The following is a 25,617-nucleotide window of genomic DNA, read 5'->3' as shown; positions in this document are numbered from 1 at the left end:
ACAAGCCTTTATCTATACTATAAGTGGCATGGCAGGCTATTTCTCTCTTCAAACTTTTCATTAAGAGTTATCGAAAAAGAACCAAGGAAATCCTCAGTTCTTATTTTAATTATTTACCAAGCTTAGCTTTAGCTGCGTCTGCAAGAGCTGTGAAAGCTGCTGCATCGTTAACAGCCAAGTCAGCCAACATTTTACGGTTCACTTCGATTTCAGCCAACTTCAAACCATGCATCAATTGTGAGTATGAAAGTCCGTTCAAACGAGCTGCCGCATTGATACGAGTGATCCAAAGTTTGCGGAAATCACGTTTTTTCTGACGACGGTCACGGTATGCATAGTAGTAAGAGTTCATTACTTGCTCTTTTGCAGTACGGAACAAGATATGTTTTGCTCCATAGTAACCTTTAGCTAATTTTAAAATACGTTTACGGCGTTTGCGTGATACAACGCCACCTTTAACACGTGCCATTTATATTTCCTCCAATATTTCCTAGATAATCGTTACAGTAGTTCTTATTTCAGACCTGTAAGCATTGCTTTGATACGCTTGAAATCTCCTGCATGCACCATTCCTGCTTTGCGAAGATGACGGCGTTGTTTCTTAGTCTTTCCGTGGAAACGGTGAGAAGTGTAAGCACGGAAACGTTTCAAGCCACCAGAACCTGTACGTTTGAAACGTTTAGCTGATGCGCGGTGTGTTTTTTGTTTTGGCATAATGTTTTCTCCTTTTTCTGTCTTTCTGACAATCTATTTTTTGTCAGGAATTGGCGCCATCTGCATGAACATCTGACGTCCATCCATCTTAGGCTTTTGCTCAATAATAGCAACATCTTGAGTCGCTTCAGCAAAATCTGCTAAAACTTTAGCCCCGATTTCTTTGTGGGTAATCATCCGGCCTTTGAAGCGGATAGATACCTTAATTTTATTCCCTTTTTCAAGGAACTTGCGTGCGTTGCGAAGTTTAGTGTCAAAGTCTCCCTTGTCAATGGTTGGACTCAGACGGACTTCCTTCACAGTAACAACACTTTGTTTCTTGCGTTGTTCTTTTTGTTTTTTCTGGTACTCAAATTTGAACTTACCGTAGTCCATAATTTTTGCAACAGGTGGTTTAGCTTGTGGCTGAATCAGGACCAAATCGACATTTGCTTCATCCGCAAGAGACTGCGCTTCGCTCAGCGGTTTAATACCTAATTGTTCGCCGTCAAGACCGATCAAGCGAACTTCACGCACACGAATTTCATCATTGATGAATAAGTCTTGTTTTGCTATGGTTTTCACCTCTTTTTTTATTTTTAGAGAAAAACAAGTGCGGACCTGCTAACGCAAACCCGCACTACACGATAGTATTTCATTTCTGAAACTGAATCCTGTAGAGCCAGACAACGTTAGTCGCAAGGCGAGAAGCTCTCACTTCTGCTTTTCTCAACTCTATTATCATACCAAGTTTCATTTTATTTGTCAATGATTTTTTTCGCTTTTTCTTCGATAAATGCAACAACTTCAGAAATACCAACACCCGTGGTATCAAAATGAAGGGCATCGTCTGCCGGTCTCAATGGCGAAACCTCGCGGTGACTGTCCTTATAATCCCGCTCTGCAATTTCTTCTTTCAGTTTCTCCAAGTCAGCAGGAATGCCTTTCGATAGATTTTCCTTGTAACGGCGCTCAGCTCTTTCGTCAACGGAAGCAACCAGATAAATCTTGAGCTCAGCCTGAGGCAAGACAACCGTTCCAATATCACGGCCATCCATGACAATCCCTCCCTGAGCTGCAATTTGCTGCTGCAAGGCCACCAGTTTCTCACGGACTTGAGGAATGGCAGATACCCACGAAACGTTATTGGTAACATCATTTTCTCGAATTGGGTGAGTCACATCTACATCTCCGACAAAGACCAACTGCTCGCCATCTTCCGCTCGACCAAAACTGACCGAATGATTATTGAGCAAGTCTACAATTTCAGTGGCATCTGCTTCTGTTAGATGATGCCGCAGAGCCAAATAGGTTGCAGCCCGATACATGGCTCCTGTATCTAAATAAGTATAGCCAAAATCCTTAGCAATAATCTTGGCAACGGTCGATTTTCCACTGGAAGCTGGACCGTCAATCGCAATTTGAATCTGTTTCATAGCTGGCTCCTACTCAATCTTCACAACGTCACCTGGATTGGCATACCAAGAACCAGTGGACATATGAGAAGGGTTAAGCTGTTCAAGCTTGGCAATAGAAATACCTGCACGCGCCGCAATGGCTGCCTCACCTTCACCAGGCTGAACCGTCAAAGTTCCTTCAGATGATTCTGTGGTATTTGCCGCCGTCTGCTCTGCTATAGAAGACGCTTCACTGCTGGAACTTGCTGCTGAAGTGCCGTAAAAACCTTCCATTTGGGTCTGTCTATTACTTCCCCCAGTAGACAGATAGGTCAGGAAGCACACCACCGCAACCACTAAAATACAGAAAATAATGGTTAATATGGTCAACAAACGGTCTGCATTCAAGGCGCTAAATTTCTTGGTTCGTTTCAGCTTATCTTCTCCGTTATCGTATACATCTTCTTCCCATGGTTCTTTTTCCATGACTTCCTCCTTGAGTTTTTCTTAAAATCTTATTACAATATGGGTATGAAAGTAACACTCATTCCCGAACGGTGCATTGCCTGTGGGCTTTGTCAAACCTACTCTGATCTTTTTGACTATCATGACAATGGCATCGTCAAATTTTACCAGGACGACCAGCTCCTAGAAAAGGAAATCGCTGAGGATCCCGATGTCGTGGAAGCCATCAAAAACTGCCCAACCCGAGCTCTTTTGAAAGACTAGGATTTTTTGGACTGACTGCCATAGTAAGCTTCAAAATAGTCAATATGGGTAAAATTATCTACTAATTCTACCTCACCCTTAAAATACTCATTAAGGGCCAGGGCATTGACAAAATATTTCTTAGGCCACTTGCGCATACAAAAAGTCCGGCTGCGGCTCTGCCCTTTAAAATATAAGGTAATAGACGTCTTAGTCACTTCGACTTTTTCAATATCTGAAATCTTGACCTTTATCGGAGTAAAGGGATTGGCTGTGATAATTCGCAAGGTTCCATCGTCATAAATGGTAAAATAACGATGAACTCCTATGCCCAGCAAAACCATGAACAAGAAGAAAGAAAATAGAACAAGAGTCGGCACTCGTGAGCTTTCATACATCAAAGCCAGGCCAACAAAAATCGGAATGACCGATAAAGACCAATATATTATCAGGATAGCTACATCTGGCTGCCAGTGATAGCGAACCTTACCGAAAATCTTTATCATGCTCACACCCCCATACTACTAGTTTAGCATAAATTAAGAAAAAATAGAACAGGTAGACTTGCCTATTCTATTTTTTTATTTATGATTTTGCTGTCTTAAAGAAGCTATCAGACAAGTAGCCCTTGCCTCTGACCATATCATACTCAATCAGTTTCAAATCATCTGCTATTTCTTGTGCTTCTTCGTCCAATTCCTTTTTATCTACACTAGCCTTATGCAATACTTCTGTTAATAAAGCATAGTAAGGTGATACTTTGGAATTTGTCTGCTCCAGTAAGAGAGCGGAGAAATCGCTAGAATTGACTCTTGGATAATCAAGTTTAGGACTTTCATAATTGCTCCAAACGAAATAATCTGTCAGATATTGGCTTTCTGGATCTTCTTTAAAGGCTGACTGAGGATAGAGACCTGGCAGATGATCTCCATAAAAGACGACTGTTACCTTTTTATCTACCTTTGAAAGCTTCTCAAGAAAATCCTTGGTCGCCTGATCTGTATGGTAAAGCATTCTGACATAGCTGGAAAGAGATTCGTTCCCTTCCTTGCTAAAGTCAGGATAGCTTGCAGACATGTAGACAGGATTGGGCTCACTCCAAGGCATGTGGTTCTGCATAGTCATGACAGAGAAAAACTGTCCCTGCTTGCCATTCAAATGCTCCAAGACTTGATTATAAGTCGTTTGATCGCTGTAATTACCACCTATATTATCACCTTTCAGGCCTTTAGTGCCATAGTGAATAAAGGTATCAAATCCCAAATCCTGGTAAATAACATTTCTGGCATAATTGCTAGGGGAGGCCAGATGGATTACTGTCCGATTCTTAGATGAATAAGCATCACTAATGGAAGGGAATCTATTCATCCTCGGGACAATTTCAGTATAGAGAACCGAAATAGATGGAGACAGATTATAAAAAGGCAAACCAGTCAGAGTTTGAAACTCCATGTTGGCTGTTCCTCCACCATAGCCGTCTGACTTCATCAGTCCACTGGTGGTGCGAGTTTTAACTTCCTGGATATAAGGAATAGGATTTTCAGACATAGTAACGCCGTCAACCCGAGCAGGGTCAGAAAAACTTTCACTCAGAAGATAAATTACCGTTTGATCTTCGATTTTATTCTGGCGTTCTTTGTTAATAGATTCTGCAATATTCTTATACTTTTTTTCTATCTCTTGAATCTTTTCCTTAGAATAGCCACGCGGCTCAATCATGGTTGTATCCGACATCTGTGAAAACCAGACAAAGGAAAGAGAGCGCAGCTGTGAATTGACAGTATTTCCCATCCATGTCAGGTCATGGTAATTATTCAATACCGAAATGACTGGGATATTCTCTACTACCTTGCCATTCTTTTTAGTGGCGAATATATCCATGACTCCCAAGAAAAAGACCAGAGGCAGGACTAGCAAGAGGAGCTGATATTTAAGAACGGTAATAAGCTTTCCTGGCAAGATTTTCTTACGCAAATACCAGTAGAGAGCGCCTAAAGCAACTAGTCCCAAGATAGCATAAAATCCATAATTGCCTCCGAGAAAGTCAAAGAGGGTCTTGGGATTTCTCAGCCAGACCATATCACTAGGCAATATTGGCTCTTGGCGATACTGGAATTTCAGACTGCTGGCTATGGTAGCAACCACTACTAGCGCTGTTATCAGCATGGTTGGCAGGAGAAAATGATTGAAAATCAGGTAAAGAGCCATAAAAATCATGAAAAAGACGATGATTTGAAAGAGACTGGCTCCAGTGAAAAGATACTGATCCAAAACAATCACGTCTCCTCGGATACTATTTTGGATAGTATAGTTAAAGACAAGAGCAAAGACTGCACTCAACACAAAAGCAACAGAAACACTGGCTTTATTCTGAGCGAGATCACGCAATCCCTTAACAGCTAGAAAGCTGGGGAGAGAAAGCAGGATAAAGATAAGTGCGATAAGGCAGAGGAGAGTTAGCATAAAGTTCTGCGTTATATCCAACTTGCCTTCCTCAAGGAAATTCACTAAATAGCTTTGGTGATGCAGCAATTCCGGCATCTTATCGTCCATCAAAGCAAGAAATAGAAAGAATTGGGACAGAAAAAGATTTTCCAGTACCTCTCTATTTTTCTTGGTAACCTGCAAAAACTTACCCGGGAAGCGTTTTTTAAGCTTTGGAAAATGGATAAAAATATACGCAAATAAGAAAATCAAAAGCAAGCCAGGCAGGGAGTTAAACTGCCAAAAATGATTGCTGAAAACTCGATCTGCTTTGAACTCAAAATCATTGACATGCTGCGTTACTGTCAGTAAGTAAGAAAATCCTGTATAAAGAGCGTAAATAATAGCTGACCATAGGAAAAATCTTTTGCTGAAGAGCTGAGACAAAAGCTTGCCCAAGCCAAACAAAAGAGGAAGCAACATCAGAAAGGCCAGCCACAAGGCTGGATAGCTCCGAAAATCTTCGCCTTCCTCCAAGAGTAAAACTGTCGTGACAGCGACTATATCTAAAAGTAAAAAACTAATCAGCAGGTATGAGAACTGCTTATAGTGGTTGAGTAAAAATTTCATTTTTCTTTCTGGTAAATAGTTAAATTCTCTAGCGAGATTTTTTGTGAATTAAGAATCTCACTTTTTCTTTAAAAGATTGGACAAACGATTTCTAATCTTTTGAGATAAATTTTTCTGACTTAATTTTTCTTTTTGCTCGGTCAACTCTGCCTTTTTCCTCTGCCAGTCCAGTAAAGAGGGGAGGGAAGATAAGGGCATAATCTTGAAATCATAATGACTGTCCCAAGCTAGATAAACCAATAAATGCTCTAAAACATCAGACAGCTCCTGCTCAGAGGATGGCAAGCTTTCTAAACTCTTCATCTGGAACAAACTAGCCAAAGCAGAGTATTTAAACCATACAAAGCCACCATAGACTCTCGTTAGAGAAGGGGGAGTCATAAAGTCAAAAGACTTATGCAAACCAGCTTCCTGCCAGATAGCAGCCAGCCTTGGACGCGGCGGTTCTGACTCAAACAAGCCATCTCTGACTAGGCGCGGCAAATCTGGAATAACCAGCCCTACAGCAGACTCCTGCTCTAGCGCTTCTATGCTTGTATCTGCATAATAAACCATCATATTTATCAAATCAGAGCGCATAGCTTGGTCAAAAACAGCCTGATTTTCCATTATTCTATGAGTAGATAGATGGCCGATATAAGCATAGTCTTGCAGAATTTCCTTCTGCTCCAGCATGGCAAGCCAGGCATGAGATTTCTGGCTTAGTACAAGCTGAACTTTATCGCCCAGATGAGCCAGAGTTGTCTGCAGCTGTTTCAGCATTTCTGGCTGCGTTACAGTCACTAAATACTGATACTGAGACGACAGAGAGAATAGCTTGTCCTGATACTGCTGAAAAATAGGAAAATCCGTTACATGAATATGCAGGAGGACAGGCTGATCTGTCCGATAGTTCGAAGTTGCCTGAGACAAATACTTGTCCTGCAGCAAACAAGGAAGGTCTGGACCAAAATGATAGAACAGGTGTTCCCTAATAAGCGAAGTTGGATAGGATGAGTTGGTTTCAAGATCTTCCAGCAAATACCTAGCCAAAAAAGGATTGCCCGTGAGAGCCTTCACCTTTAGAAAAGGAATCTTTGCTTCCAGAATCCTAAGAGGCTTATAGTATGAAAAATCTGGATGAACCAATTCTCCTGCTTCTTCCTGACGGGTATCAAGGAGAGCTTGATATTTGAATCCTGCCTCTACAAAACGTTTGGTAAACTGGGTCTCGTAATGGTCTATCACATCTTGAACGTCAGTAAAATCTTCTACCTGAGACCAAAATTCACGGAAAGACTTGTCTTTGAGAACTGACTGCTTAAAGGTGACAAAGTAGCTCTGCAGGTGTTCTTCAAAGTATCTGGTCTTGCGAAAATTAGTCATTCCCCAAAAATCGACTTGCGAATCCTCTTCTAAGCGCTGATAAATGGGCGCCAAATCCCATAGTGGACCAAAGCAAGTGTCGTTCATGAGAGTCAGGGAGTCTGAGTTCTGCAAAGCGTCAAAACCCAGCCAGTTCATACCATCACGCCAAGCTGCAAAATCAAAGCCTCGGTTATCCCGCTCAAGCAAGTCAGAAATTCCCAAGTCTTCTCTCAGCCGGCATTTGTCCTCATTGCTCAAAGGACTATTTGAAATAAAAAGAATCTTAGAAAAAAGCGGCTTTAGCTGCTCCAATTGATAGAAGACATGACCGCTTATATGATTGCATTTATTGAAATGAACATAGAGTAATATTCGTTCCATGAAAATACCTTATTCTTTATGATTGAGAAATCTTCCAACTGCCATTACGCTGGATTAAGCCAGTGGCAGAATCCTTAGCAGAGACATCGTCATCCTTAATATCCTGGCGATTGACTAAGATAACAGGGTTGTTCTGAGAGTCTGCAAAGGCTAAAATCTGTTCTTCCTGATCCCGCACTGAAACCTGCAGTTTTAACTTAGCGTTATTTATCTGTGTCACATGACACTTATAAGTCAAGCGCTTCTGTCCAGGTCCTTCTGTTGGCTGATCCATGGAATTATCATTGTAAAGCCAGATAGTTCGATCGATATCTGTCAGAGAAAAGGAAACATAGGTCGGAAGGTCTTGATTTACCTGATAAGAAATTTCAAATTCAATTTCTTGTTCAGGTGAAATCTGAGGCGAATGCAAGAGCTTAACCTTCAAATCAGAGACTGCTGCATTCTCAACCTGGAATCCTTCGTTCATGGCTTTTGTTTCAGTCGCATTGTCCAGACTGTACTGGTTGGCCACATCATCTGGATTGCCAATAGCCTTGACCAAGCCATTTTCAATCAAGACAGCCTTATTACAATATTTTTTAACAGCTCCCATGTCATGGGTCACCAGAATGGTCGTCTTACCTGATTCCTTACGATCTTTAAAGTAGTCATTACACTTACGCTGAAAGGCTTCGTCCCCGACAGCCAAGACCTCGTCCAAAATCAGAATATCACCCTGAGCCTTGATGGCCACTGAAAAGGCCAGACGCACTTGCATACCGCTGGAATAATTCTTAAGTTTTTGGTTCATAAACTCGCCCAGCTCAGCAAACTCCACGATATCATCGTACATGGCGTCTACTTCTTCTGTTGAGAATCCCAGCATGGCACCGTTCATATAGACATTTTCGCGGCCAGTTAGTTCTGGATTGAATCCGACACCCAGCTCAATAAAGGAAACCAACTTACCATCAATAGTTACCTTGCCTTTCTCCGGAATATAAATCTCAGAGATAATTTTAAGGAGGGTGGACTTACCAGAGCCATTGCGGCCGACAATACCGTAGAAGTCACCCTTTTCGACCTCAAAGGAAATATCTTTCAAAACATGCTGTTCTTTGTAGCCTTTGATCCCCTTAAAACGATTGACCAGACTGGTTCTCAAACTCTGAGTAGCCTCAGTAGGCAATCGAAAGAATTTACTTACATGGTCGACTTTTACTGCAATATTATTTGACATTATAAAATCTCCGCAAATCTCTTAGCATTTTTATTAAAGAAGAACAAACCTAGAGCCAATATCACAAAAGGAATCAAGTAAGGGATGAGGGCGATTAGTTTGTTATTCACAATATCCCAGCCTCTGACATTAACAGGAGCAACAATGAAATGGCGCATATCCTGCAGCATCTGAGCAATCGGATTGAGCATCATAATTTTAGCGACAAAGAATTGCTTCCGCTGCAAAAGAAAGGTCAGAGAGTAAATAATAGGACTAGCATACATTCCTGCTTGAAGTGCCACTTCCCAAATCGGTCCAATATCCCGATACTTCACAAACAAGGAAGACAGCATGAGGGCACAGCCCATTGCCAAAACCAATACCTCCAGAAAAAGAGGAATAATCACTAGCGTATGCAAGCCGAATTCCACCTGATTGATCAAGGCGAAAAGGAAAACAACGACCAGATTAATCAGAAAATTGATTGCCGCTCCAAGAACCGATGAAATGACAATGGTATGCTTGGGAAAGTTTAATTTACGAAGCAAATCTCCCCGAGAAACGATGGAAAGCATGCCCATATTGGTGGCTTCGGTAAAGAAAGACCAGAAGACCATCCCCAGCAAGAGTCCTACTGTATAGTGGGGCGTTCCGTCATCAAAGCGCAAAAAGCGGACAAAGACCAGATACATGATAGTAAACATCATCAATGGCTTCAAAATCGACCAAAGATAACCGACCAAAGACCCTTGATAACGCAACTTAAAATCCGTCTTGATTAATTCTTTCAAAAGAATACGATTTTTTTTACTAAAAAAATCCATGAATATTACTCCTTATAAGCAAACTTTGTGAGAATGAGGCTCGTAAAAACAAGGGTATGAAAAGCACGGTTTTTACGGTAGCCATACTGGCGAATCCTGCGCCAGCGCTCCTTAAAAGGCGCCTCCATAATGGTCACAAAGTTCTCAATTAACTCTCTATTTTCAGCAGTCAGCGGCAGGACCAGCAAATTTCTAGCCTGAGTCTGACTGTCTTTTATCAATTTCCAATATTTGGCAAAAAGAACATGGGGACGCACCCAGTTTTTTACGCGTTTTCTGAGCGTTCGAGCTCCCAACACATTATTCGAATGCTGCCGATAGAGCTCACCCGGCTTGTCAATATAGACCAACGTTCCAAAAGCCGCAGCCAGCAAGCCCAGATACCAGTCGTGCATGAGCAGTTCATGCTCTTCCTTCCCAGTCCAAAGTTGGGCCAAGGCGCGATTTATCATAGAAACACCACCCGTCACTGTATTCTCCGTCAACTCTTGGACTAGTTCTGTATTAGCGTGATCTGACTGAGTGCGAATCATACTTTCATGAACAACCTGTAGCTCTTGATCCACGACCTTCAAGTCAGTATAAACCAGTAAGGGCTGACTGCTATCATATTTGTCTGCCTCAGCCAATTGCATGGCAATCTTGTCTGGCAGCCAAACGTCATCTTGGTCGCTAAAGAGATAGAAATCCGAATCTTGGTATTGAAGCAAGCTATGAAAACTCTGAATGACACCCAGATTTTGTGGATTTTCCCGATTGATAAAGGCAATGCGGTCATCCTTGCGGCAAAAGTCCTCGATGACTGCCCGCGTCCCATCTGTAGAGCCATCATCACGAATCAGCAGCTGCCAATCCCTGTATGTCTGCTCTTGGATACTCTTAATCTGCTCGGACAGAAACTGCTCCCCATTATAGGTGGACAGAAGAATGGTCACTTTCATGATAAAAATAAATCCTCGTATTCACCCACAATTTTTTCCCAGGTGTAGTTTTCTTTCATATTTTCTTTGGCGGCTTGACCTAGCTCCGTAAAATCTGTTTGCGCATCTACTCGGTCAATCAGCTGGGCCAGCTGGCCAGATTCTTTTTGCCAGTACAGAGCCGTTTCTTTTGCTACCTTCCGATTGAAGTCCACATCTAGCACCAGATTGGCATCTGTCTGAGCCAGAGCTTCCAAGAGTCCCGGATTGGTCCCACCAACCTCATGTCCATGTATGTACGCAAAAGCATGATTACGGATATATTTGAGCAGATTTTGATCGTAGACCGTACCGACAAACTTAATGCGAGAATCACGGTCAAAGCCCGTTTTCTGCTTGAGTTCTTCAAAATAGGGATTGCCCTCATGATTGCAGATAATCAGCAAGTCACGTTGGGTTTTGGATTTCATAAATTCTTGAATGATGGTTTCATAGTTGTTTTCCGGAACGAAGCGTCCGACAATGAGGTAATAAGCTTTTTCCTTACTAGCCCACTTTTCAAAGAAGACCCTGACCTTGCCTTCGTTTTCCGTCAGATTGGACAGATAAAGGTCGGTTCCATAAGCGATACAGGTCGTTTTAGACCAAGGATAAGCTTTTTGAATATAGCTTTCGATGCCTTGATTATCCGCAATAACCAAGTCTGCATGCTTAGTCATGACCTTTTCAGAATACTTGAGATAGGTTTGAACTAGCTTGGACCATTTGGCCCGCTTCCACTCCAACCCGTCAGGATTGATAAAGAATTTACCGCCTGCCTGATGGATACGACGAGCAAAGGGAAAGATAAAAGCACCAATCGTATTTCCAAGAATATAGAAAATAGGCTGTTCAATCCGCTCTTTTTTAGCAAACTTGAGGGCATAGGAGACAGCCATCATATCATAGGCAATTACGCGGGCTGGGCCAAGCTTAGGTGGCTTGACTGTAAAACAGTCAACTCCCTTGTAGTCAAAATGATGAAAAGCTTCATCATCTGATAAGCAAGCCACATGATACTGGATTTGAGAAGAGATTTGATGCTCTGTCAATTTTTCGACAAAGGTTTCAAATCCTCCATATTTGGCAGGAAGTCCCCGACTCCCAATGATGAAGACATGTTTCATGATTTCCCTCAATTCAAGATTTTACAATCCATTCTATTATACCACTTTCTAGTGTGTTTGTATAATACAAAAAGGACAGGTAGAGCCACGGCTGAACTTGTCCTTTTCTTTCTTTAACCTCTTCTACCAGAAAACAGCTTATTTTTCACTTTGCGTAAGAAAGAGCTGGCTTGTTGAGAAGGTAAATTTGTATCCAATAAGCACTTGACATGGCGCAAAGAGTTAGCCTGATACATTTCAGTATTTTCAATCTTATCCAATAAGTTTTGGTAAACACTCTGAACCGAGTAGCGCTCTTGGATTTTGCCAAGATTGGCCACCGACTGGTCTTTTAATCCCTCAAAGTTTGCCAAGGCAATGTTTATCTTATCAGCCAACCCCTCGATATTACCAGATGAATACAGCTGGCCTTCTTCAAAGATTTCATAGGCAGATAGATGACCAGGATTGTCCGACAAAATGGTCGGAAGGCCATTCATAATCGCTTCAATATAGACTAAGCCAAAAGTTTCCATTGCAGAAGGAAATACCGCAAGATCTGCTGCCGTCACCTCTGCCCAAGGATTGTCCTTGTGTCCCAGGAAACTAATATTTTTTATCTGGTGTTCAGAGATATAAGTATCGCATCTTTTTTTGTACTCCTCATCCCAGGCACCGATAAAAACTAAGGCCGGTTTTGGCTGAGATAGCTGGTTATAGGCCTTTATCAATTCTAATTGATTTTTCCGCTCTGTCAAACGTCCGACTGACACAATACGCCTTTCGGCTCCATCCCTTTCTCCTGTATTAGTAGGATGAATTTTCGTAAAAGGGGCAAAAGACAAGACTTTTCTGTCTGGCAGCAGCTCCTGTAACTGTCTCTGCAAGGCACCTCTAACTGCAAATATTTCCTGTGAATAATCACTGATAAAATCTAGCTTTTCCTTATAGTAGCCAAACTCTCCGTCAGGAAATTCATGAATCAGCCAGAAATGCGGAACATCCTCGCAGGCCGCTGCCACTGCACCTTGAAACATATTGACCGTATTGGTAATAACCAAATCAATCTTTCGCTCCGTTAGTATCTTTCTGAGCGCTGAGGTATTATCCTGATATGACCGAGCTATAGTCTCAGGACTATCTGGCAGGCCACCAGGCGCATCCTCCCACCACCATTTAACTGACGGCAAGGCTATAGTCTCAATAGCCAAGGCAGCCAAGCTGGATATATAGTCCTGCTGAACGGCTACATGATAATCCGGAATCGCATTGATAACCTGATGGCCCGTCTGGACCAAGTATTCCATCAAATTGACAATAGAGATTTCAGCTCCATTATCCAGCGTTCCAGTCGGCGAAATGAATAATATCTTTTTTTTCATAGCTTATCCTAGTACATTCCAATAAAAGGGCACCATCAAGTAGAGGGAAACCAAGAAGTTAGCTACCAGAGTCCCAACCATCATTCGATTCACCACCCTGTCTTTAATGTCCAAGGTCCCTAGATTAGCAACAGTTGGTAGCAGTAAGATTAAGAAGGGTGTAAAATAACGTCCCTGAGCACCAACTGATATCATGGCACCTTTACCGAGGACAATGGGTGTCCACTGCAGATACATAATTGACACAACAGCAATCACTTGAACCAGAAACAGATAACGCGACATGACTGCGTAGCCCTTGGTCATAAAATCCTTCTGCGACTGCAAAAAGATAAGCGCCAAAACTGCCACATCGATAAAAATCAGCCAAAGCGGCAGCTGGATAGTAAAATTTCCCAAAAAACCAAACATACCGATTGTCAAAATTGTATTCAAGTCGCCATTAACACTTTGCTTAAAGAGCGTATTCAGCAAGACTTGGCCATAGTGCAAGAGCCCTCCCTGATTGCGAAATGCCAGATGCAAGGCAAGAAAGAAAGCTGAAAAGCCAAGTACATAGAAGATAGGGCGATAACGAGCTACAAAAGCTTTGGTTGCAAGAAAAGGCTTGTTCAGAACCGCAAGGAATCCTTCAAACTCAAAGTCAACAAAAGGCAGCAAGCCTAATAAAAGGACATTATTCGGTTTGGTGACAAAGAGTCCTATAGAAATCACCAAAAGCTCCAGTATATTTCTATTAGTGAATTTCTTATGGTAGGCAATATTGGTCAAAAAGCCAACCGCCAACATAATTTCCAGGTAGTTCATCACATCGTAAGAGAGAGAAGCTGCTTGCTGGACCATAATAGGCAAAAGAGATAGGAAAAGCAGAGCTTTTTTGCCATATTTGAAGTATTTAATCAGCAAATAAACTCCGATGATATATGCCAAGGCATTAAAGAACCGCCCCATCATCACGATGAAGCCTACTGACGGATAAAGCATGCTTCCCAAGGTCATACCTAGTAGCTGAGGCAGGAAAGAGATAGCCTTGAGATTAAAGCCAAAGGCAAACTCTTCTTGCGCCAGATCTATCTTCTCTGAAAACAGCTGCTTGTACTCAGCCGGCGAAACATTCGGAGTGGATGGGATTTTGTCCATCCATTTATATGTTCGACTGGTCGGTTTATGGAAGATTTCCCATGTCATACGAGCGTGATTGGTCTCATCAGGCACCCGATTAATCGGCTGTGCAATCATAAAAGTCAAGACAAAGATACTTGCCAATAATAAGAAAATATTCTCAACTTTTACTTCTTTATTTCTTTTCAAAATAAGTCACCATTTCATCTTTTTTATCTAAACTGCAATTTTCTAATACAAAAGCGTAGGCGTTCTCTGCCAGTTCTCTACGTAAATCCGCAGAAAGAATCAGGCTTTCTAGCTTTTCTTTCCATTCACTATCTTTAGCCAAAAGTCCCGTCTGACCGTCTATCATCATGTCTGCAAAGGCACCGATATGACTGGCAATCGTTGGCACCTTGACTAGAGCTGCTTCTATCCACTTGATTTCTGACTTAGCCCGATTAAAGACTGAGTCAACCAGTGGAGCTAGATTAATATCAACCTGACTAATCAGCTGAGGCAAGGCATTCCAGTCCACATAGTCATGGACGATAATACGCCGCGAATATTGTTTCATATCCTGCGGGATATCCAAGTGCCCTACAATATGAAGCTCAACGGTTGGGTAGTTGTCAAGAACTTCTTTGATAGACGGCTTGATGAGCTCAAAATTTTCATTGTGGCTGATAGAGCCAGAGAAATAGCCGATTTTGATTCTGTCGTCTGCACCAAAGTCTTCCTTCAAGAACTGCGAGCTAACCGCAATCAATTCGCTGGACGCCAGATTACGATTCAGCAGGACGGAGTCCTTGTATTTGAGCAATTCCTCTTTTAGCTGATTAGTGGAGGTAATCGCCCCATCACAAGCCGCCAGCATTTTCCCGTAATTCTTGACACCAGCATCGTAATTGCCCTTTTCCTTCTCAGACAAACCTTGGGTATAGCTAAGCTGATCCGTATAAAGGGTATCAAAGACCAAATCATCAATATCAAAATAGACTGGCTTATGCTCCTCCCGAGCCAAATCGCATAAAAGCTGGAGCTGGGCGGACCAAGGAGCGCGGTAGATAATGATGTGGCTAGCATACTGGGCCTGAGCCAGACTAAACTCAGACGCATTGACCACTTTCACAGCAAAGCCATTCTTTCTAAGCTGCTCTGCCTTATTGAGAACACGGTAGCGCGTACACTGCGGAATGATATTCTCTACACCGTCAATGATGAGAATGTATTGATCACGAGGCACCGCTTTAAATTTTTGAACAATGTTCTCAAGAATCTCCACTGGGTAGTCTGTCTTCTCCCGAACATAGTCCAATACATCAGGAACCTCTGACTCTCTTCCCAGACCCTGCCATAAAAACTGCTGATCATCATAATTCTTCAAAGAAGTATACTTAATCAGAGGACTGCCCGCCTTTAACATCCTTAATGGATGAATATACATAGCCGAATCCCGATTTTCGTGAACCAAGGCATCGTAACGATAGCCCAAGTCAGCAAAGTACTTGGTAAAAGTCGTTTCATGCTTTCCGATAGCTTCTTCCCGTGAATCCGTGTCAGTCAGCACTTCCCAATAGTCGTAAAATTCTTCGGACTGAAGCAGCAAAGGCTCAATCACCAAAAAATAAGACTGTAGGTGGTTGGGAATGTAACCATAGCGGTTAAAACCAGTGATATCTTCCTGAGTTTCACCATAGGAAATTCCCCAAAAATCAAGATTTCGGCCAACCATAGTTTGAAAGACAGCCGCCAGATCACTCATAGGTCCGATATTGGTGTCATTGACGAGCATCAGCTGAGAGCAATGCTGCAGCTTTTCCTTTCCTAAGGAAAGAATGCCTTCACGAAAAGCTGCTGTATCATAGCCGGTATTATCCCGCACCAAGACTTGCCCATACTGCTCTAAAGTTTCTAAATCCTCTGCAGCCAGTCCGCCGTTAACGACGATGAGAGTCTTATCAGCCAAAGTTGCTAATTTTTCTAAAAAGATAACCTTATACTGCTGCAAGCGAGGCTCGGATTCAAAAATGACATAAATTAAGACTTTTTCGCCGCTTGAAACTGAAGCAAGAGCTTTTTCCCTTTGAGAGTTCCGCAGCCATTGATAATAATAAACTTTAGGAGACTTAACTTGACGTTTTAGACGAATCAACTGTTGCTTAATCCGACTTAAAACAGCTTTGATACTGCGAGGATTTTTGACTAATCGAGCCAGACGTTTCAATGGGGTAATCACACCATTCCCCAGCCGATAGGAAATAGATCGGCGAATACGAAACTGCTCCTGAATAGCCTCATCTCGCTGTTCCTTTATCGTTCTCAGTCTGGATTTCAGAGAATCTAGATTTTTATGTAACTGTCGCTGATCCTCCTGCAGTTCAAGAACATAGTCGTTCACTTTATCCATATGCTGAATCAGTTCATCCAAACGGCCTTCCAGAGTAAATATGTTCTTGCCCAAAGCTTGATATATTTCATCTGGTATCTTTCTCACATACTTACGCAAGATTTTCAGATACATTTCGTAATGATATCTCGTAGAATCCCGTTTAGAGATTGATTCCTTATCAAAGACCCGGTAATTCAGCTTTGTTTTTGCATCATAAACTGGTCTCGCTCCTTGATTGATAATTAAGTTTAAAAGGAAATCATAGTCCTCCAGTTTTTCACGATTCAGCGCTTCATCATAATAAATACCATCAGCAACCGAACGACGAATGAGGGAACAGTTGGAAATATAATTCTCTGTTAAGAAAGCTAGCTTGTCATAGGGCCGTGATTTAAGGTAAAACTCCTTTTTATCAGGATCATACAAATCCCCATAGACAATATCTGCTTCCTCTTGCACCATGGTTGTGTAGAAGCTCTCAACATAGTCTGAATCCAGAAAATCGTCACTATCCACAAAAATAAAATAAGTGCCTTGAATTTGCTGCAAAGCCTTGTTTCTTGTCTTGACAACCCCCATATTTTCGTGGCTTTCAAACTGAGTCGGAAAAGGGGAATCCGCCAAGACAGCCTCTATGATTTCAGCAGAATAGTCAGAGGAGCCATCATCCAATACCAGTAACTCAATATTTCGATAGGTCTGAGCAAAAATACTGCGCAAACACTGTTCAATATAATCTTGATGGTTGTAACAAGTTACAACAACAGATATTAAATCTTTCATATACTTTCCTTGTAAATAACTCTATTAGTTTGAGTTAGCATCTTGACTCTTCATGTATGCTCTATTTATCAGATTAGCCACCCACTTTGGCCAGAAAAGTTGATACATAAACAAGTCCTCTTTGGTCCGAGTATTATCTGAAATAGTCTTGGTTGTTTCCGACTCTCCATGAATCCGGTGGCACATAAGCTTCTCAGAAATATAAGCAAAGCGACCCTTATAGGCGCTAATCTTGTACCAAGCGTACCAATCCAGACTCACGCGCATTTCCTCATCAAATCGAAAATCCCTTAATGCCTCTAAATTGTATGTCACCGCCGGACAGGAAATGGGATTGCCAAAAGCTAGAACCCGATTTCTCCAAAAACGACTGGATGGCATCAGATTCAAGGTTTTAAGCATGAGAGTCTTGATTTTCAGATTGGTATTAGCCGGAATTTTAACTCCATTTTTCTCTTCAAAATAGTCTGTATAGGCAATGAGAATGTCCTTCGACTGCTCTATTTTTTGCATCACTACTTCTAGATAAGTTGGCTCATAGTAGTCATCCTGATGAGCAATGGTAGCATAAGAAGTCTCAACAAAGGTAAGGGCATTATTCCAGTCCTTACCGATACCACCGCCTTCTTTCGTGTAAAAAGGAATACCGTACTTCTGGCACAGCTGCTTGATTGAATCCAACGGTGTTGAGCTATAGCAGATAATCTTTGATGACAAGGTTTGGGCTTGCAGAGACAGGATACAAGCTTCTAAAAATTCACTTTCGCCATAGGCGCAAATCACCCAGGTATGGTTATTTTTCATCTTTTTCACTCTCTAACTTGGACATTCTTTGCTTCATGATGGACAGTTCTTGCACCAACTGCTTGATTTGCTCCTTTTGTTTGGAAATGGAAATAGTATGTAAAAAAACAATAACCAGCAGGAAAAAGATGGCCAAGGACATGACAAAGTTTGAGGTCAACTCAAAGCCTAACAATTTGGCAATCGAAACGGGAATCCAATCAAAAATAGAAATAACAATCAGAACGAAGCCAATAATAATCCACATAAAGGCTTGCTCAAACAAAATATTGTTTTGATTGATATTCCGAAAGACAAAATACAGGAATAGGACTGAAGCCACTAGCATAACAATAGACAAAATGGACATTATTCACTCTCTTTCATAAAAGCAGCAATCAAGATCGAAGAGCAAACTTCAATCATATAGCGAATGGACTTAATCGGAGTAATTGAAGAGACTCCTCCTGCACGTTCAAACATATTGGCTGGTGCTTCCACCACTTTATATTTCCGCTTCAAGATATGGACAATCGATTCTGGCTCAGGATATTTTATAGGATAGCGCGCAGCGAATTGTCGAATAATGTCACGATTGGCCAAACGATAGCCTGACGTGGTATCCAGAATCCTTTTGCCTGTTGTTAATTTAATAAAAGCTGAAATAATGGTAATGCCAAAACGCCGCATAAAAGTCGTCTGAAATTCCGAAGACTTGTCACCGATAAAACGAGAACCAACAACCAAATCAGCCTGCTGACGACGAATAGGCTCCAGCAAAGCATCCAGCGACTCAATATCATGCTGACCATCTCCATCAAACTGTACGGCCACATCATAATCCTTCTCAAGAGCATACTTATAACCCGTCTGAACAGCTCCGCCAATCCCTAAATTCATAACCAAATGAATAGCATTCAGATGATGGCTGTCCAAAATATCCTTGGTTCTATCAACTGACCCATCATTGATAACTACGTAGTCTAAGTCAAAATCAACTTTCTTCCGATATTCTACAATGCTCATAATCGTATTTAAAATACTTTCTTCCTCATTATAAGCAGGAATTATCATTAAAACTTTCAATTATCTTTCTTCCCTTTACAATAAATTTTAGCAAATAATGGAACTAACCTTAACTTCTCTATGCTCAAAAAAACAATAAGTGAAATTTTAGTCTGAAACCTTTCGCCCTGAACCTTCTTAGACAACGGAGAGATAGTACTGATGAGTTTATTCTCTTTTAACCATTCCTTGATCCTAATATACTGATGAATAAACTCCTGATTTGATGAGGCTCTCCCAGAAAAAAGCAAATACCAAACATAATATCTTTTCAAGTAGTATACTACTAGCTCAGATGGCTTACCCAGCTCTAATATTTTTGAAAAAAGAACTAAAATATCAATTTTAGGAGAAAAACCTCTCTGAGAAGTGTTAGAAATACTCTTATTATTGTAATACCAATTATATCCTTTATAGTCTAACAATCCTATTTTATCTGTTGTCTTATAGGCAGCTAGGTTAAAAATGATATCTTCTCCTATACCATAGTCAAAAAATTCTAGATTGTTCGTTTTCAAGAACTCGGTGCGGTAAACTTTGGCCCAAGGAGCCATTATAATATACTTGGACCACTCTGACTGCTGTATATCTTGACTAAAGATAATCTGGTTATCCTGATTGACACGTTTGTACCCACCAATAACCAAGTCTAAATTTTTCTCATGGATAGCCTGATAAAAAGTTTCAATGTAATCACTATCAACAAAATCATCATTATCCATGAACATAGTATATTCTCCCTCAGCTAGAAGAATCCCCTTATTTCTAGTTACTGCAACTCCTTCATTTTGTTTGTCAATTACTCTTACAAAACTATACTTCAATTCATATTCTTTTAAAATATTTAAAGAGTTATCTTTCGAACCATCGTTCAGAAGAATAATTTCAAAATTCTTAAACGATTGATTCAAAAGAGAATCTACACAGCGTTTAATCCCGTCTTGTGCATTATAAACTGGAATAATAACTGAAATAGCTGGTTTAGACATATTTTTCCTTTCATAACTAATCCGCTCTATTTATAAAACTTCAATAAAACAGGAAATAGTTTTATTGAAAATTTTATCCCCAATAACTTGGCTACTAGGCCTGTTAATTTAAATGCTCGGTTCTCTATATATTTTGCATACTGTAGCAAATACTTATACTGATAAAGCAACTCTTTAATTTTAAAATTATCAATGTATTGATTTACATAAGGTAATATAGAGATAAAAGAGATTGCAAAATAGATATTTAAGGCTTTTTGAATTTCAACTGAATAGTTTTTCAAGTCAGAAAGTCCCATCCTGATTCCTTCAAGAGTATCTTGAACATTTTTTTCTTTCACGACATTAGTCAAACTTCCTTTGCGGTTCTGTCGATACATGTATTGAGTACTATTAAGAATTGAAAATTTCTTTGTCATTTTTAAAATCCGAGAACAATATAAACTATCCTCAGATACCATTCCCTCTGGAAATTTCAGGCCGTTTTGAAATAATTTTTTCGATACACACTTATTCCAATTTGGACCATTAAATATTCCAAAGCAAGTAGCTTTTAAAATATTTTCCTCAAACATAGATATAGGGAAATCTATAATTCTATCATCATAAAAATAACTGTAGCCAAAAACGATAACATCATCAACGCATTCTGTAGTTATTTCATCAAGTTGATTCAAAAAGTGTTGATCACTCCAAAAGTCATCACCATCTAAAAACAATAAGTACTCTCCCCGAGCAGACTCAATACCTGTATTTCTTGCTTTTGAAGCTCCACCATTTGTTTGATTTAACACCCTTACTTTATTGGTATTCTCCACAGACAATTTATCAGCGACTATTGCAGTAGCGTCAGTTGACCCATCATTTATGATTAAAATTTCATAATCTTTAAATTCTTGAATTAAGACACTCTTAACACATTTTTCCAAATAATCCGCTACATTATAGGCAGGTATAATAATTGAAAATTTCATAAGTTCCTTATTTTTTCCTTCTCAAAAAAGTATATGGATTCGTCATAAAATAAATAATCAGCGAGACACTCAACCAAGCAATCATAGAGATAAGAAAAGACAAAGAGGCTCCAAAAATTCCGTATTGGGATACTAGTGGTTCAGCTGTAAGAATGGATACAAGATACCCCGCTAAGAATGAAATGACTAAATAATGATGTTTTCTAAAAACAGTTAAAATATTATCACATACTGTAGAAAACGTACTAGCAATACCACCTAACAAAAGAATGACGAAACTAATTTGATATTGATCCAACCTTGTCCCATAAATGATATTTAAAATAGGTATGGCAACAATCGTCCCACCAAGACAAATCAAAACACTTGTTCCCCATAAAATTTTAAACAAGTTATTTTTATACGTAATAAAATGAGAAATTTTATTCTCTTCTTTGAAAATTGCTAGTTGTGTAACCATAGGGCGTAAAAAAACAATCATTAGATTCATTGCAAAAATTGGAGTGAATAAAATACTAAAGTCTCTCTGTACTCCCGCTTCAATCAATCCTCTATTAAAAATATCGTTTAATGCATACTTAGGTTGGTTATAGATTGAAACTAATAAAAAAGCATTTATAAATAAAGGTAAGCAGTCCTTTAAAATACTATAAATATCTTTTAGCTTTACTGTAGAGATATTAATACGATGAAACAACTTAGATTTTGGAAAATCAAAAAAAAGAACTACTATGAAAGAGGTGAGTGTTTGAAAAACAATAGATAAAAGAAGATTTTTAGAAAATAATAACAGAACAGCAAATGTTATTGTTGAAATCATATTTCTAAAAAATAATGATTGACCAGCTATATCTAATCGTTCTTTTTGCTGAAATAAACCTTGAAATACATCAGACAGCGCTTCGCTAACTCTGAAAAAAGATACCCAAAATATAATCCAAAAATTTTCATGAGTAGAAGAATTTAAAATTAAATAACCTAATAAAATTAATATCATTAAAATATTAGTTAGAAATCTAGTAGTCAAATATGCATCAAAAGAATATTTTTCTTTAATATCTGTTGCTTGAAAATCTCGAACTTGAAACCCCGCAACAATAACTAGTAAATTCGCAATTGCATAAGAAAAACTATATAAGTCAGCTGACTCACTAGATAAAGTCCGAGTAACTATAAATAATAAAATAACAGATACAGCTGCTGAAGACAGGCTGCCAAGAATATTCCAAAAGAAAATCTTTTGTGGCGATACCACTTTCAATATAATCAAACTCTCTTTCATTATAAATAAAACTTTATCCAATTATACCATAAATTCCTGTAAAAAAAGTATCCTTAGGGTACTAGATACTCATTTCTCCCCAACCTAATTAAAAAGGGGAAAACTTCTATCAAGCTTATATCTATACTTCTTCTTTTTCCGTTTCCTAAATCATCTTCAAGTTACTTCCGAAAAACCTAGCTCTATAATCTGGTTATTTCCAATCACCTTCTATTCTTCCTTATTTTTTAAAACAATTACAATATTAAAAAACCCCGTTTTCACGGGGTTTAGTGTCTGACTATAATTGTTATCTGGGAACGGAATCGAATTAAGCTTCGATTTCTGTAACCATACCTGAACCAACAGTACGTCCACCTTCACGGATAGAGAAAGTAGTACCTTGTTCAACGGCGATTGGGTGGATCAACTCAACGTCGATTGTTACGTTATCACCAGGCATTACCATTTCAGTACCTGCTGGAAGTTCGATTGAACCTGTAACGTCAGTTGTACGGAAGTAGAACTGTGGACGGTAGTTGTTGAAGAATGGAGTGTGACGTCCGCCTTCTTCTTTAGTAAGGATATAAACTTCACCCTTGAATTTAGTGTGTGGGTTGATTGAACCTGGTTTAGCGATAACTTGTCCACGTTCGATTTCATCACGTTGGATACCACGGAGAAGTACACCTACGTTGTCCCCTGCAAGACCTTCGTCAAGCTGTTTACGGAACATTTCAACACCAGTAACAACTGCTTTTTGGATTTCTTCTTTGATACCAACGATTTCGATTTCGTCGTTGACTTTAACGATACCACGGTCAATACGTCCTGAAGCAACTGTACCACGACCAGTGATTGAGAATACGTCTTCGACTGGAAGAAGCAATGGCTTGTCAGTATCGCGTTCTGGTTCTGGGATGTACTCATCAACAGTGTCCATCAATTCCATGATGATGTCTTCATATTTAGAGTCACCTTCAAGAGCTTTAAGAGCTGAACCTTGGATAACTGGAAGATCGTCACCTGGGAAGTCGTATTCTGACAAGAGGTCACGGATTTCCATTTCAACCAATTCAAGCAATTCTTCATCGTCAACCAAGTCAACTTTGTTCATGAAGACGATCAAGTGTTTAACACCAACCTGACGTGAAAGCAAGATGTGCTCACGAGTTTGTGGCATTGGTCCGTCAGTTGAAGCTACTACAAGGATAGCTCCGTCCATTTGAGCGGCACCAGTGATCATGTTTTTAACGTAGTCCGCGTGTCCTGGAGCGTCGATGTGAGCGTAGTGACGCTTAGCAGTTTCATACTCAACGTGCGCAGTGTTGATGGTGATTCCGCGTTCGCGTTCTTCTGGAGCAGCATCGATAGACGCATAGTCTTTAGGTTGGTTAACTGCTGAAGGCAAGCGACGTGCCAATACAGTTGTGATAGCTGCTGTCAAAGTAGTTTTACCGTGGTCAACGTGTCCGATAGTACCAATGTTAACGTGTGGTTTACTACGATCGTATTTTTCTTTTGCCATTTGAGTAAAAGCCTCCAATAAAATATATTTTATAGATAGACAGTAGGCAATACAGTCTAACTTTCCTTACTATTTTATCAAATTTAAATGAAAATGCAAGTCTTTTAGCATTTTTTTGTGAATTATTCCTTGTCTAACTGATAGTAAGGCTGATTGGAAACGGAAGCACCAATACTCGAAGCAGCAATCCATTCTTTCCCTTCTAATTGACTGAAATTCTCAGCTTTCCCAGTCAGAATAATACCAGAAAAGGTCAATTGATCCCGATTTGCTGCTTCACGAATATCTAGCTGACCAAATTTCTTGAGATAGGCCTCAACATCATTGTACATATTGTACTTGTTGACAGTTGGGAAAAGGTTTTTATCGGCCTTTTTCAAATAGTCTAAGAAAGTCTGTTGCTCTTGCTTAGCCTCTTTGCTCTCTTTTTTGCCGTCCGACGGATAGGGATTAAGCAGCGTACTATTAGCTCCATAAGTCGTCTGAGGATCGGTGCGCAATGCCATACCATTTTCACCATCTTCTGACTGACTGCCAATCCAGTACCAGTTAATCTTGAGGTTGCTCGGTATCATCTGCTGGATTTCCTTATAAGTGTAAGGTTTATCAAAAGTCAGAGCTATTTCTACCAATTGATTCGGCATTTCTTTGACAGATACAAGTTCCTGAGGTGCTGGATCTGAAGACTTCGTCTGTTTGGCATTGACATTGTAAAAGACCGGATATTTCTGCCGAAGCTCTCGCGTATAGGTCCCTGAGGTAGAGGAATAAGTCGCCTCTGACGTCGGATTTTTATAAGAACCTGTTAGTGAATAGTTCCCCTCATAGGCTGGATAATCCACCATCACTCCATCAAGGTCTTTAAAACGATCAGAACGTAATGTTCCCGAAAGATAAGAGGTCGGATTGTAGTATAGACTGTCATAGTCAACATTAGGATAGGCGATTTCGGACATAACTTCGTACTGTTTCTGCAAGTCTCGTCCGTTACCAGAGGCTAATTCTGCCAGCCCCTTTCCTAGAAGACCTAAGAGAACTAAAGATAAAACGGAGCTAATAGCGACTGTCTTCCAGAGTCTTTTTCTTCTGCTTTTCTTTGCAACATTTTCAAATGTTTCCATTTCGATATCCTTTCTTTTCCAGCTCCTTTCGGAGTTTAGCACGACTGCGCATCAGCTGAATCTTGACCTTGCTCACTGAGTAAGACATGATTTGGGCAATCTCCTTGACCGTGAAATCTTGAAAATAATAGAGTTCTAAAAGCGTGGCTTCCTTGAGTGGTAGATCTTCTATCATACTTCTTAGCAGCTCATAATCTTCATTTTCAAAGGGATTGACAAGATCTTTTCCAAAAAATTCTTTTCGCAAAATCTCCAAATAATGCTTATCTCTCCTATATCTGTCGATATAGCGCCGGATGGAAACTCGATACATCCAAGCTCGCATCTTTTCCGCCGGAATAATAACTTCTGTTTCCAACATCTTGACAAAAACGTCCTGAACTACATCTTCTGCTTCCACTTTAGAAGCCCCTGACTTCTGCAGATAGGAGACAATCTCGCGAGCAAAGCCTATCAAGATTGTTTCATATTCATCTAGTTTGATAAGCTCACCCCCTCCTTCACTAGTATAACGAATTAAGTAGCCCTTTGGTTACAAAAATAGAAAAAACCGGAACAATTC

25 protein-coding genes and 1 other annotated feature are annotated in these 25,617 nt (G+C 40.1%); of the genes, 1 reads left to right on the top strand and 24 read right to left on the bottom strand.

The annotated features are described in order from the left end of the window. Positions 1 to 109: 109 nt before the first annotated feature. The 5 genes from rplT to J1C81_RS04540 all read right to left on the bottom strand — a co-directional run bounded on the left by rplT (position 110) and on the right by J1C81_RS04540 (position 2,576). On the bottom strand, positions 110 to 469 hold the full coding sequence (gene rplT, locus J1C81_RS04560; RefSeq protein ID WP_000124830.1) for a 50S ribosomal protein L20: 360 nt from the start codon (positions 467 to 469) through the stop codon (positions 110 to 112). 44 nt (positions 470 to 513) lie between these two features. Further along, positions 514 to 714: a 50S ribosomal protein L35 gene (gene rpmI / locus J1C81_RS04555; protein WP_002895038.1), complete on the bottom strand. Its 201-nt coding sequence runs from the start codon at positions 712 to 714 to the stop codon at positions 514 to 516. A 33-nt stretch (positions 715 to 747) separates the two neighbouring features. Next, entirely contained in the window at positions 748 to 1,278 is a 531-nt protein-coding gene (gene infC / locus J1C81_RS04550) for a translation initiation factor IF-3 (RefSeq protein WP_002895037.1), read from the bottom strand. Positions 1,279 to 1,294: 16 nt separating this feature from the next. Beyond that, positions 1,295 to 1,425 (bottom strand) — a sequence feature (ribosomal protein L20 leader region). Between the two features lie 26 nt (positions 1,426 to 1,451). Beyond that, positions 1,452 to 2,129: a (d)CMP kinase gene (gene cmk / locus J1C81_RS04545; protein ID WP_002914825.1), complete on the bottom strand. Its 678-nt coding sequence runs from the start codon at positions 2,127 to 2,129 to the stop codon at positions 1,452 to 1,454. Between the two features lie 9 nt (positions 2,130 to 2,138). Beyond that, positions 2,139 to 2,576 (bottom strand): SAG1386/EF1546 family surface-associated protein, encoded by a 438-nt coding sequence (locus J1C81_RS04540; RefSeq protein WP_002914810.1) that lies wholly within the window; start codon positions 2,574 to 2,576, stop codon positions 2,139 to 2,141. A gap of 45 nt (positions 2,577 to 2,621) precedes the next feature. Between J1C81_RS04540 and J1C81_RS04535 the strand changes: the two genes are divergently transcribed. Then, a complete protein-coding gene (locus J1C81_RS04535) occupies positions 2,622 to 2,819 on the top strand; it encodes a ferredoxin (RefSeq protein ID WP_295345912.1) in 198 nt (65 codons plus the stop codon). Here the strand turns inward: J1C81_RS04535 and J1C81_RS04530 are convergent. From J1C81_RS04530 to J1C81_RS04440, 19 genes are all read right to left on the bottom strand, one after another. Further along, positions 2,816 to 3,304, bottom strand: coding sequence for an EbsA family protein (locus J1C81_RS04530; protein ID WP_002914807.1), 489 nt, complete (start codon positions 3,302 to 3,304; stop codon positions 2,816 to 2,818). The two genes, J1C81_RS04535 and J1C81_RS04530, sit on opposite strands and share 4 nt — an antisense overlap. A 79-nt stretch (positions 3,305 to 3,383) precedes the next feature. Next, complete coding sequence (locus J1C81_RS04525) at positions 3,384 to 5,852, bottom strand: LTA synthase family protein (protein ID WP_002914806.1); 2,469 nt, start codon at positions 5,850 to 5,852, stop codon at positions 3,384 to 3,386. Positions 5,853 to 5,909: 57 nt separating this feature from the next. After that, positions 5,910 to 7,580 carry a rhamnan synthesis F family protein gene (locus J1C81_RS04520; RefSeq protein ID WP_002914805.1) on the bottom strand — a complete coding sequence of 557 codons (1,671 nt, stop codon included), beginning with the start codon at positions 7,578 to 7,580 and terminating at the stop codon, positions 5,910 to 5,912. A 16-nt stretch (positions 7,581 to 7,596) separates the two neighbouring features. Beyond that, the gene (locus tag J1C81_RS04515; RefSeq protein WP_002914804.1) at positions 7,597 to 8,802 is read right to left on the bottom strand and encodes an ABC transporter ATP-binding protein; all 1,206 of its coding nucleotides are present in this window, start codon (positions 8,800 to 8,802) and stop codon (positions 7,597 to 7,599) included. Further along, positions 8,802 to 9,608, bottom strand: a complete 807-nt coding sequence (locus J1C81_RS04510) for an ABC transporter permease (protein ID WP_002914803.1) — start codon at positions 9,606 to 9,608, stop codon at positions 8,802 to 8,804. The genes J1C81_RS04515 and J1C81_RS04510 overlap by 1 nt, the downstream gene beginning before the upstream one ends. A gap of 5 nt (positions 9,609 to 9,613) precedes the next feature. Then, positions 9,614 to 10,549 (bottom strand): glycosyltransferase family 2 protein, encoded by a 936-nt coding sequence (locus J1C81_RS04505; protein ID WP_002914802.1) that lies wholly within the window; start codon positions 10,547 to 10,549, stop codon positions 9,614 to 9,616. Then, positions 10,546 to 11,694, bottom strand: a complete 1,149-nt coding sequence (gene cps2T, locus J1C81_RS04500; protein ID WP_002914801.1) for a beta 1-4 rhamnosyltransferase Cps2T — start codon at positions 11,692 to 11,694, stop codon at positions 10,546 to 10,548. The genes J1C81_RS04505 and cps2T overlap by 4 nt, the downstream gene beginning before the upstream one ends. Positions 11,695 to 11,807: 113 nt before the next feature. Beyond that, positions 11,808 to 13,055, bottom strand: coding sequence for a glycosyltransferase family 4 protein (locus tag J1C81_RS04495; RefSeq protein ID WP_002914800.1), 1,248 nt, complete (start codon positions 13,053 to 13,055; stop codon positions 11,808 to 11,810). A gap of 3 nt (positions 13,056 to 13,058) precedes the next feature. Beyond that, positions 13,059 to 14,366, bottom strand: a complete 1,308-nt coding sequence (locus tag J1C81_RS04490; protein ID WP_002914799.1) for a DUF2142 domain-containing protein — start codon at positions 14,364 to 14,366, stop codon at positions 13,059 to 13,061. Continuing rightward, positions 14,353 to 17,334 (bottom strand): rhamnan synthesis F family protein, encoded by a 2,982-nt coding sequence (locus J1C81_RS04485; RefSeq protein ID WP_002914798.1) that lies wholly within the window; start codon positions 17,332 to 17,334, stop codon positions 14,353 to 14,355. Before J1C81_RS04485 ends, J1C81_RS04490 begins: the two co-directional genes overlap by 14 nt. Before the next feature lie 24 nt (positions 17,335 to 17,358). Continuing rightward, positions 17,359 to 18,138, bottom strand: a complete 780-nt coding sequence (locus J1C81_RS04480; RefSeq protein ID WP_002914797.1) for a glycosyltransferase family 2 protein — start codon at positions 18,136 to 18,138, stop codon at positions 17,359 to 17,361. Continuing rightward, complete coding sequence (locus J1C81_RS04475) at positions 18,128 to 18,487, bottom strand: DUF2304 domain-containing protein (protein WP_002912850.1); 360 nt, start codon at positions 18,485 to 18,487, stop codon at positions 18,128 to 18,130. Before J1C81_RS04475 ends, J1C81_RS04480 begins: the two co-directional genes overlap by 11 nt. Beyond that, positions 18,487 to 19,203 carry a glycosyltransferase family 2 protein gene (locus J1C81_RS04470; RefSeq protein WP_002914796.1) on the bottom strand — a complete coding sequence of 239 codons (717 nt, stop codon included), beginning with the start codon at positions 19,201 to 19,203 and terminating at the stop codon, positions 18,487 to 18,489. Before J1C81_RS04470 ends, J1C81_RS04475 begins: the two co-directional genes overlap by 1 nt. Beyond that, a complete protein-coding gene (locus J1C81_RS04465) occupies positions 19,200 to 20,171 on the bottom strand; it encodes a glycosyltransferase family 2 protein (protein ID WP_002895009.1) in 972 nt (323 codons plus the stop codon). Before J1C81_RS04465 ends, J1C81_RS04470 begins: the two co-directional genes overlap by 4 nt. Positions 20,172 to 20,197: 26 nt before the next feature. Next, entirely contained in the window at positions 20,198 to 21,145 is a 948-nt protein-coding gene (locus J1C81_RS04460) for a glycosyltransferase family 2 protein (RefSeq protein ID WP_002914795.1), read from the bottom strand. Positions 21,146 to 21,152: 7 nt separating this feature from the next. Next, the gene (locus J1C81_RS04455; protein WP_002895005.1) at positions 21,153 to 22,427 is read right to left on the bottom strand and encodes a lipopolysaccharide biosynthesis protein; all 1,275 of its coding nucleotides are present in this window, start codon (positions 22,425 to 22,427) and stop codon (positions 21,153 to 21,155) included. A 310-nt stretch (positions 22,428 to 22,737) separates the two neighbouring features. Further along, on the bottom strand, positions 22,738 to 23,934 hold the full coding sequence (tuf, locus tag J1C81_RS04450) for an elongation factor Tu (RefSeq protein ID WP_002895003.1): 1,197 nt from the start codon (positions 23,932 to 23,934) through the stop codon (positions 22,738 to 22,740). A gap of 122 nt (positions 23,935 to 24,056) precedes the next feature. Next, a complete protein-coding gene (locus J1C81_RS04445) occupies positions 24,057 to 25,055 on the bottom strand; it encodes an anti sigma factor C-terminal domain-containing protein (RefSeq protein WP_002914793.1) in 999 nt (332 codons plus the stop codon). After that, positions 25,042 to 25,512 (bottom strand): RNA polymerase sigma factor, encoded by a 471-nt coding sequence (locus J1C81_RS04440; RefSeq protein WP_002909338.1) that lies wholly within the window; start codon positions 25,510 to 25,512, stop codon positions 25,042 to 25,044. Before J1C81_RS04440 ends, J1C81_RS04445 begins: the two co-directional genes overlap by 14 nt. Between the last annotated feature and the right edge of the window lie 105 nt (positions 25,513 to 25,617).

Source organism: Streptococcus sanguinis (assembly GCF_050225395.1).
Lineage (GTDB): Bacteria > Bacillota > Bacilli > Lactobacillales > Streptococcaceae > Streptococcus.
The sequence above is the reverse complement of the archived record's forward strand: the minus strand, read 5'-3'. Positions and strand labels throughout refer to the sequence as shown.